The sequence below is a fragment of the Ruegeria sp. BHSB058 genome (genome assembly GCF_059613285.1).
This window is the reverse complement of the sequence record NZ_JBXWSF010000120.1, coordinates 1-7,941: the sequence shown is the minus strand read 5'-3', so window position 1 is coordinate 7,941 and position 7,941 is coordinate 1. Positions and strand designations below refer to the sequence as shown.

Sequence of the window (7,941 nt, the reverse complement as noted above, 5' to 3'; positions counted from 1 at the left end):
TCTGGCCGATCTCGCGCGACCCCGATTTCCGCCTCACCCGCATCTGCAAGGAGGACGAGGGCGTCAGCATCTGTGGCGCCATGTCCTATAACGGCACCCGCGCCCTGCTGATGATGCAACAGACCGGGCTGATGGATTCCCTGAACGCCATCCGGGCCATCGGCGTCGATTACGAACTGCCCGTCGTGATGATGGTGGGGCTGCAGGGAAAAGAGCCGCACCTGCCTCCCGACCTCTCGGGCTCTTTCGGGGTCCGGATCATCCGCCCGGTGCTGGACGCGATGAACCTGTCGCATTCGCTGATCGAAAACCCCGAGGATATCGACCATATCCCTCTGGCGATCGACGCCGCTTATGCCGCGTCGCGCCCGCATATCTTCCTGATTGGCCGTCCCCCGGAGGTATCATGACCCTGCGCCGCGATCACGCATTGAAAGCCCTGATCCCGCATGTGCGCGACGATGATATCGTTGTCGCCGTCTACCAGACTTGTTTCGACTGGCTGGCGCTCAACCCGCGCGACCTGAACTATGTGGCCGTGGGCGCGATGGGGCAGGCGTCTTCGCACGGGCTGGGTCTGGCGCTGGCCAATCCCGACCGCCGGGTGATCGTGCTCGATGGTGACGGTAGCCTGTTGATGAATCTCGGGTCTCTGGTGACCATCGCCAATGCCGGGGTCGGCAACCTGTATCACTTCCTGTCGGTGAACCGGGTCTACGAGGTCAACGGCGCACACCCCTTGCCCGGCGCTGACAAGGTCGATTTTCACGCAATGGCGCGTGCCGCGGGCTATGCCGGATCATGTCAGATCGATACCCTGGATCGGTTGGACAGCGCGCTGCCCGGCATACTGGCCCAATCCGGCCCGCAATTTGTCGCGCTGGATATTGTCGCGGGCGATCCCTATCCGCGCGACTACGACTATATCCACAGTGCCGGCGCGCGCGATACCTTCCGGCGGGCGCTCAACCGGCGTCCGTAAGGCTCGCGCGGGCAACATCCAGAAAGGTTTCGCCAACGGCGGAAACCGGCTTGTTCTTCGACCAGAACAGTACGGCCCGGAAATTGAGTGGCGCCGCAAAAGGCAGCGCCACGCAATCTGTAAAGCTCTTCAGATACTCGCCGCTTGATCCGACAACCGAAACGCCCATCCCCCGGGCAACCAGACGACAGATCACGTCGGTCGTCCGGGTCTCGTACTGCATCCTGCGCTCAATCCCCTTGGCTTCGAAAAACTGGTCGATCTCGAACCGGAAACGTGAGGACGGCATGTACGAGATAAAGCTTTCGCCAGCCAGATCGCGGGCCTGAACGATGGTCTTGTCGGCAAGCCGGTGGTTCTTGGGCAGTACGCAGTACACGTCATTGTCCTTGATCACCATGCTTTCAAATGACGGATTGGCGGGTTCCATCGTGGTGATGCCGAAATCATAATTCTGGGACACCATCCATTCGACCGCGTCATCACTTGATGCGATTTCCATCCGGGCCATCGCCTCAGGGCGCGCTCTGGCGAATTTACTGATCAAATCCGGGGCAAGCTGTGACGACACGCCCGGCGTGACGGCCAGGCTTAACCTTGCATGACCAAACTTGCCGATTGCGGTTGCCGCCTCTTTTATGTGCTCCATTCCACTGACGGCCTGACGCACTTCGTCAACCAGCAGGCGGGCTTCTTCGGTCGGTACCAGAACCCGGCCCGACCGTTGGAACAAGGCAAACCCGACCTCGGCTTCCAGGTCCGAAATCAATCGGCTGACCGCGGGCTGGGAAATCCTCAGCATCGATGCCGCTTCGGTTACGGTGCCGGTGGACACGACGGTTCGAAAAGCATCTACCTGTCTGAACGTGATCTTCATGGTATATCTACTTCCTCAATATCCGGCGCTGACACAATTGATTTATCAATGCATAGCATTTTTGCAAACCATTGCCCGAAATATGTTGACAGAGCTATGGATTGAAATTGATACTTCAGAGGCATGTTTTATGCCGCAAGGCGAGGAGAAGCTATGGCGGGACGCGTATGGGCGGCAACGCCCCGCGACAGACGGCGACGCGAAAAGACCGAACTGAACATGGCCGAACTCACTCGCACTCTGTGGCAGATCGGGCAGGCGGTTCTGGTGTTCGCCGTTGTCGGTTTCCTGATCTGGCGGGGCGCCGACGCGATGGACTACAACTGGCAATGGTACCGGGTACAGCCATTCTTCTATCGCGTCGTCGATGGTGAACTCATCTGGGGTCCGCTGGTTCGCGGCCTGATCCAAACCCTCAAACTGGCCTCAATCGCCGGGGTATTCGCGGTCCTGATCGGTTTTGTCACCGCCTTTGCACGCCTGTCGGATTCGATCTCGGGCCGGGTCATTGCCACCACCTATCTCGAAGCAATCCGTAACACGCCGCTTCTGGTTCAACTGTTTCTGTTTTACTTCGTGCTGGCCCCGATCTTCGGCATTGACCGGTTTTGGGCCGGAGTACTGTGTCTGGCCTTCTTCGAAGGGTCCTTTGCCGCCGAAATCATTCGGGGCGGTATCCTGGGGGTCGACAAGGGCCAGTACGAAGGCGCCGACGCAATCGGGCTGAACATCGTCGACAAATACCGTTTCATCATCATTCCGCAATCGCTGCCGCTGATCCTGCCGCCACTCACGGGCCTGATCATTTCACTGATCAAGCATTCGGCCATCGTCAGCGTCATCGCGGTTGCGGAACTGACCACGGCGGGCCTGAACCTGATCGCCGACACATTCATGGCGTTCGAGGTCTGGTTCATCGTCGCAGGCATCTATCTGGCAGTGACCCTGACTTTGTCGATCGGCGTAAGCCTGTTCGAGCGATCTCTCAACAAGGACAAACGATAAATCCTGAAAACAGGATGCCAAATGCAACATCGGAGGTAACACCAATGAAATTCATGAAACCAGTCAAAGGCCTGCTCGCAGCGGCAGCAATTGCCGCAACCAGCTTTGGCGTCTCGTCCACGTCGGTCGCGGCGGAAGAACAGGAAAGTGTCCTGATCGAGATTCAGAAGCGCGGCAAGCTCAAGGTCGGCATGGCCACATTCGTGCCCTGGGCCATGCGCGACAAGGAAGGCAACCTGATCGGGTTCGAGATCGACGTCGCCAAGAAAGTGGCCGAAGACATGGGCGTCGAGGTCGAGTTTGTTCCCACGGCATGGAGCGGTATCATCCCCGCCCTGATCGCCAAGAAGTTCGATATCATCATCGGCGGCATGTCGATCACGCCGCAGCGCAACCTGACGGTCAATTTCACCACGCCCTACGCGCATTCCGGCCAGCAGATGGCCGCGAACAAGGAACTCGCGGGCGGCTTCACCACGCTTGAGGATTACAACGACACTTCGGTGACCATTGCCTGCCGCCGTGGCGCCACCCCCTGCAACCTGGCGCAGAAGCAGTTTCCCAAGGCCAACCTGCGCCGTTTTGACGACGATGCCCAGGCCTTCCAGGAAGTCGTGAACGGCAACGCCCATGCGATGATCTCCTCCGCGCCCAAGCCGCTCTTCTGGTCCGAAGCGCATCCCGACAAGGTATTCGTCGCCAATGACGGCGAGAACCTGAGCAAGGGTGACGAGGCCTTTGCCCTTCGCAAGGGCGACAGCGACGCGCTGAACTTCTTCTCGAACTGGATCGTGGTGAACACCTCCAACGGCTGGCTGAAGGAAACCCATGACTACTGGTTCAAGGATCAGTCGGCCTGGAAAGACATGGTCGCCGAAAGCCAGTAACGCCACTCCCCGGAGGCGCCCCGCGCCTCCGGCCCTTCGGGATAGCATGATGGACCGAAACGCGCCGCCTCCGGCCCCGCCCCGCAAACGCCTGACGCCGGTCGACTACGCGCTGTTTGCGCTGGTGCTTGGTCTTGTGGCCTATGCTGGCTACCGGGTGAATGACGTTCTCGTCTATAACTGGGACTGGTCGCGGGTCCTGGGGTTTCTGGTCCGCTTTGACGCCGATACCGGCCGCTGGGTCGGAAACCTGCTGCTGACCGGGCTGTTCACCACGCTGCGCCTTGCCGTCTGGGCCACCGTTCTGGCCACCGTGATCGGCATCGTGATGGGCTATTGGCGCACCAGCGAGAACCTCACCCTGCGGATCATCAGCCGCTGCTATGTCGAACTGATCCGGAACATCCCGCCGGTGGTGTTCATCTTCATCTTCTTCTTCTTCATCTCCAGTCAGCTCTTCCCCGCGCTGGGGCTGGAAGACATCAATCCCGATGGCGGCATGGTCGACAACCCCGTCTTTCGCTTCCTGTTCGGCGACCCGCGCCTGTTGTCCAACTTCCTTGCCGGCCTCCTGTGTCTGGCGATGTTCGAAGGCGCCTACGTGACCGAGATCGTGCGCGCCGGCATCCAGTCCGTACCCAAGGGCCAGTGGGAGGCCGCCCGCGCCATCGGCCTGTCGCGCACCAACGTCCTGCGCGACGTGATCCTGCCACAGGCGATCCGCAAGATCCTGCCGCCTCTGGCCGGGCAGTTCATCACCCTGATCAAGGACAGCGCCATCGTATCGCTCATCTCGATCCAGGAGCTGACCTTTCTCGCCACCGAAGTCGCCGCGACCACCACCAAGGTCTTCGAGACATGGATACTGGTGGGCGGCATGTATTTCGTCCTGTGCTACAGTTTCGCGGTTCTGTTCGCCTGGCTTGAACGCCGCGCCGCCCGCAGTCGCCGATAGGAGTACCCGATGCTGCAATCCTCACCCGGCAAACCGCTGGTCGAAATCACCGGCATGTGCAAATGGTATGGCGATTTCAACGCGCTCTTCGACATCAACCTGACCGTGCACGAGGGCGAAAAAGTCGTGGTTTGCGGCCCGTCCGGATCGGGCAAATCAACCATGATCCGCTGCATCAACCAGCTTGAGGCGCACCAGAAGGGAACGATTCACGTTGATGGCGTCGAGGTGACGCCCGACATGAAAAGCATCGAACACATCCGGCGCGAGGTCGGCATGGTGTTCCAAAGCTTCAACCTGTTCCCGCACATGACCATCGTCGACAACCTGACCCTCGGGCCGGTCCGAAATCGCGGCATGTCCCGCAAGGAAGCAACCGAACTGGCCATGCACTATCTTGACCGGGTCCATATCGCGGCGCAGGCCGATAAATATCCCGCGCAGCTGTCAGGCGGTCAGCAACAGCGGGTCGCCATCGCCAGATCGCTGTGCATGAAACCCAAGGTGATGCTGTTCGACGAACCGACCTCGGCGCTGGACCCCGAGATGATCGCAGGGGTGCTCGACGTCATGATCGAACTGGCCGAAGAGGGAATGACCATGGTCGTCGTGACCCATGAGATGGGCTTTGCCCGCAAGGTGGCCGACCGGGTTGTGTTCATGGACGAGGGCGAGATCATCGAAGTGGCCGAGCCCGAGGCGTTCTTCGGCAATCCTCAAAGCGACCGCGCGCAACTGTTCCTCAGCCAGCTTCTGGGTCACTAGCCTTTTCAGTCCCGCCGGTGTCGCTGATCAGGCCGGTCGGGTCGAGGTGGTGATGAACTCGATCGCAGGCGAGCGGATTTTCTTGAACCCGTGTGGCAGCTTGGCGTCGAAACTCAACGTATCTCCCGCCGACATTTCGAACTGTTCCTCGCCGCAGCCATAAGTCGCCTCGCCCTCGATCATGTAGATAAAGACATAACCCTCATGCTGGTAGCTGGGCAATGTGCCCGAATTCTCCCGCAATATCCGTATGCGCGAGGCCTGAAAAATACCGCTTGGCCCGCTATGCTTGCCCAGCATCAGATAGTCATGGGCGTGATCGGGCGTCAGGCGGCGCGAGGGCAGGCCTTGCCCGGCCTTCACATGATGGACATCCGCCGCGCTGTTGCTGTGGGAAAACAGGGCCATCAGCGATACCGACAAGGCGTCAGCCAAGGCATGCATCGAAGAGAGCGAGGGCGAGACATGACCGTTTTCGATCCGCGAGATCATCGCGGTGGACAGGTTCGCCTTGGCGGCCAGTTGGGTAACGGTCAGCGATCTTTCGGTTCGCAGCCGGTTCAGCGTGCGCCCGATTTCCACGTCTATCTCAGATCCTGACGCCACCGCCGCCTCTGCTTCTGTTCGCGTTTCAGCCCGCCCAATCTAAGGTTGGCCCGGCCCCGTATCAAGAAGGCTCGGTTCGCCAGCGGCAAGCCATGTCATTTTGCGGCGACAGGCGCGGATTGTTCTTCCTTGGCGCGGCGGGCGATTTTTTGGCGAAAGCGCATGGCGCCCGCGTCAAGCCCAAGGTTGAGATAGGGCGTCTTGCGATTTGCCATGCCGGTCTGAACTTCCTCCAGCACCTCCTTGTCTTCGGTAAAGGCCATGATGGCGCCTTCGAACATGTGCTTGTCGATGCTTTCGTCGCCGGCGTGCTGGTTGCGGTGCTGGAACCAGAAATAGAGCGAGTTCTCCTCATCCACCGGCGTGATGAAATTGTAGGAGATGTTCATGAAGGTCTCGGGCGGCAGAGTCTTGTCCTGGCCACCGGTTCCGGCGGGGGCATAGATCGACTTGTTGATCGCGATGGACGGCAAGCGGCATTCATAGTGCTGCTTGCGGTCGCAGTTGGGGCCAAATCCAAGCAGGGGCTTGTAATAGGGCGCGGGCGGCTCGTTCGAAATCCAGCGGAAGATCGTGACATGGTCTTCGCTTTCTTCCATCTCCAGCGGCCGGTTGTCGGTACCCGCCCCGGCAAACGAGGTCACGTGCACCCAGGCGACATGGCTGGGATCAAGCAGGTTGTCGGTGATGTAGAGATAGTTGCAGGCCATCGACATCGCGCCCAGCGGAGTGCGTCCCCATTGCGGATTGTCGAAATTGGGGATGTCGATGATGGTGTCGGGGTCGGCCTTGTCGGCATCGCCCATCCAGATCCACAGGAACCCCCACCGGTCCTCGACAGGGTAGGACCGGACCGTGGCGCGTTTGGGGATGGAATCCTCCTGTGTCGGGGCGGCGACGCAGGCGCCCGTGCAATCGAAGGTCAGCCCGTGATAGCCACAAACCACCGCGCTGCCCTCGATCCGCCCGCGTGACAGTGGCAGTTTCCGGTGTGGGCAGGCATCCTCCAGTGCGATTGGTTCGCCCTGTTCGCCGCGAAAGATCACGACGGCGTCGCCCAGCAGCTTTGCCGCCGTCAGCGTGCGTCCGAAATCCGCGCTGCGCCCGGCGACGTACCAGCTGTTGCGAATGAATTGTTCACTGCCGATCAGGTCATTTTGCATGATGGTCTCCATGGCTTGGCACGCTTGTGGCGAATTTACTGAAAGTCAAAATTTTTCGCAAAGAGAAAATTTAGGACAGGCAGACAAAAGTACAATTCGAACAATCGGGGGTGATGAACATGTACATTTCGGACAATTCCGAAAGAAACCGGTCCGGCACCATCCAGGCCGAGGAAGGACGCCTCCTCTGAATTGCTCTCGGCCAAATTGTCCGTCCTCTCGAGCCGTGGTGCAAGTACTCAATCAAAAAGATCCAATAAAAGCAACGCATTGCTGATATTACATTGGCTTGATCTCAAGTAAAAACTTCTTGACGAAATATTAGTCAAGGTAAATATTCTTATTATCATGCAAAAGTATTCGATCTTCTCTCTCGCCAGAAACGCGATGACCGGCCACCGAAACTGGCACCGCGCCTGGCGCTCTCCGCCGCTGAAATCTTCCTATGATATCATAATCATAGGCGCCGGCGGCCATGGTTTGGCCACCGCTTACTACCTCGCCAAGGAGTACGGAATCACCAACGTAGCCGTTCTGGAACGAGACTGGCTGGGCGGCGGCAACATTGCCCGCAACACGGTCACGATCCGCTCAAACTACATGCGAGACGCATCGATTCCCTTCTATGTCAAGTCGGTAGAGATGTACGAAGGGCTCACAAAAGAGTTGAATTTCAACATGATGCACTCCAAGCGCACCAT

General features: G+C 59.1%; 10 protein-coding genes. 7 read left to right on the top strand and 3 right to left on the bottom strand.

The features are described from left to right. Both AC2FNB_RS19740 and AC2FNB_RS19735 read left to right on the top strand, forming a co-directional pair. Positions 1–410: decarboxylase (locus AC2FNB_RS19740; RefSeq protein WP_496748510.1), on the top strand; the 410-nt coding region annotated here is incomplete at its 5' end. Further along, the gene (locus AC2FNB_RS19735) at positions 407–982 is read left to right on the top strand and encodes a thiamine pyrophosphate-dependent enzyme (RefSeq protein ID WP_496748509.1); all 576 of its coding nucleotides are present in this window, start codon (positions 407–409) and stop codon (positions 980–982) included. The genes AC2FNB_RS19740 and AC2FNB_RS19735, both read left to right, overlap by 4 nt. On the opposite strand, the gene AC2FNB_RS19730 is transcribed toward AC2FNB_RS19735, so the two are convergent. Next, positions 966–1,859, bottom strand: a complete 894-nt coding sequence (locus tag AC2FNB_RS19730) for a LysR substrate-binding domain-containing protein (protein WP_496748508.1) — start codon at positions 1,857–1,859, stop codon at positions 966–968. The two genes, AC2FNB_RS19735 and AC2FNB_RS19730, sit on opposite strands and share 17 nt — an antisense overlap. Before the next feature lie 153 nt (positions 1,860–2,012). Between AC2FNB_RS19730 and AC2FNB_RS19725 the strand changes: the two genes are divergently transcribed. From AC2FNB_RS19725 to AC2FNB_RS19710, 4 genes are read left to right on the top strand one after another with little or no spacing between them, the layout of a single operon-like run. Next, entirely contained in the window at positions 2,013–2,864 is an 852-nt protein-coding gene (locus AC2FNB_RS19725) for an amino acid ABC transporter permease (RefSeq protein ID WP_480751865.1), read from the top strand. Positions 2,865–2,908: 44 nt separating this feature from the next. Next, positions 2,909–3,751: a transporter substrate-binding domain-containing protein gene (locus tag AC2FNB_RS19720; RefSeq protein WP_480751867.1), complete on the top strand. Its 843-nt coding sequence runs from the start codon at positions 2,909–2,911 to the stop codon at positions 3,749–3,751. Positions 3,752–3,800: 49 nt separating this feature from the next. Further along, the gene (locus tag AC2FNB_RS19715; RefSeq protein WP_496748507.1) at positions 3,801–4,706 is read left to right on the top strand and encodes an amino acid ABC transporter permease; all 906 of its coding nucleotides are present in this window, start codon (positions 3,801–3,803) and stop codon (positions 4,704–4,706) included. Between the two features lie 9 nt (positions 4,707–4,715). Continuing rightward, a complete protein-coding gene (locus AC2FNB_RS19710) occupies positions 4,716–5,471 on the top strand; it encodes an amino acid ABC transporter ATP-binding protein (protein WP_480751871.1) in 756 nt (251 codons plus the stop codon). A 27-nt stretch (positions 5,472–5,498) separates the two neighbouring features. Here AC2FNB_RS19710 and AC2FNB_RS19705 read toward each other — a convergent pair whose 3' ends face one another. Then, positions 5,499–6,077 carry a helix-turn-helix domain-containing protein gene (locus tag AC2FNB_RS19705; RefSeq protein WP_480751873.1) on the bottom strand — a complete coding sequence of 193 codons (579 nt, stop codon included), beginning with the start codon at positions 6,075–6,077 and terminating at the stop codon, positions 5,499–5,501. 95 nt (positions 6,078–6,172) lie between these two features. Beyond that, positions 6,173–7,240 carry an aromatic ring-hydroxylating dioxygenase subunit alpha gene (locus AC2FNB_RS19700; protein ID WP_496748506.1) on the bottom strand — a complete coding sequence of 356 codons (1,068 nt, stop codon included), beginning with the start codon at positions 7,238–7,240 and terminating at the stop codon, positions 6,173–6,175. 348 nt (positions 7,241–7,588) lie between these two features. Between AC2FNB_RS19700 and AC2FNB_RS19695 the strand changes: the two genes are divergently transcribed. Then, positions 7,589–7,941: FAD-dependent oxidoreductase (locus AC2FNB_RS19695; protein WP_496748505.1), on the top strand; the 353-nt coding region annotated here is incomplete at its 3' end.

Coding starts and splice junctions, on each gene's coding strand:
- AC2FNB_RS19735 (WP_496748509.1), top strand. CDS start 407: ATGACCCTGCGCCGCGATCACGCATTGAAAGCCCTGATCCCGCATGTG.
- AC2FNB_RS19730 (WP_496748508.1), bottom strand. CDS start 1,859: ATGAAGATCACGTTCAGACAGGTAGATGCTTTTCGAACCGTCGTGTCC.
- AC2FNB_RS19725 (WP_480751865.1), top strand. CDS start 2,013: ATGGCGGGACGCGTATGGGCGGCAACGCCCCGCGACAGACGGCGACGC.
- AC2FNB_RS19720 (WP_480751867.1), top strand. CDS start 2,909: ATGAAATTCATGAAACCAGTCAAAGGCCTGCTCGCAGCGGCAGCAATT.
- AC2FNB_RS19715 (WP_496748507.1), top strand. CDS start 3,801: ATGGACCGAAACGCGCCGCCTCCGGCCCCGCCCCGCAAACGCCTGACG.
- AC2FNB_RS19710 (WP_480751871.1), top strand. CDS start 4,716: ATGCTGCAATCCTCACCCGGCAAACCGCTGGTCGAAATCACCGGCATG.
- AC2FNB_RS19700 (WP_496748506.1), bottom strand. CDS start 7,240: ATGCAAAATGACCTGATCGGCAGTGAACAATTCATTCGCAACAGCTGG.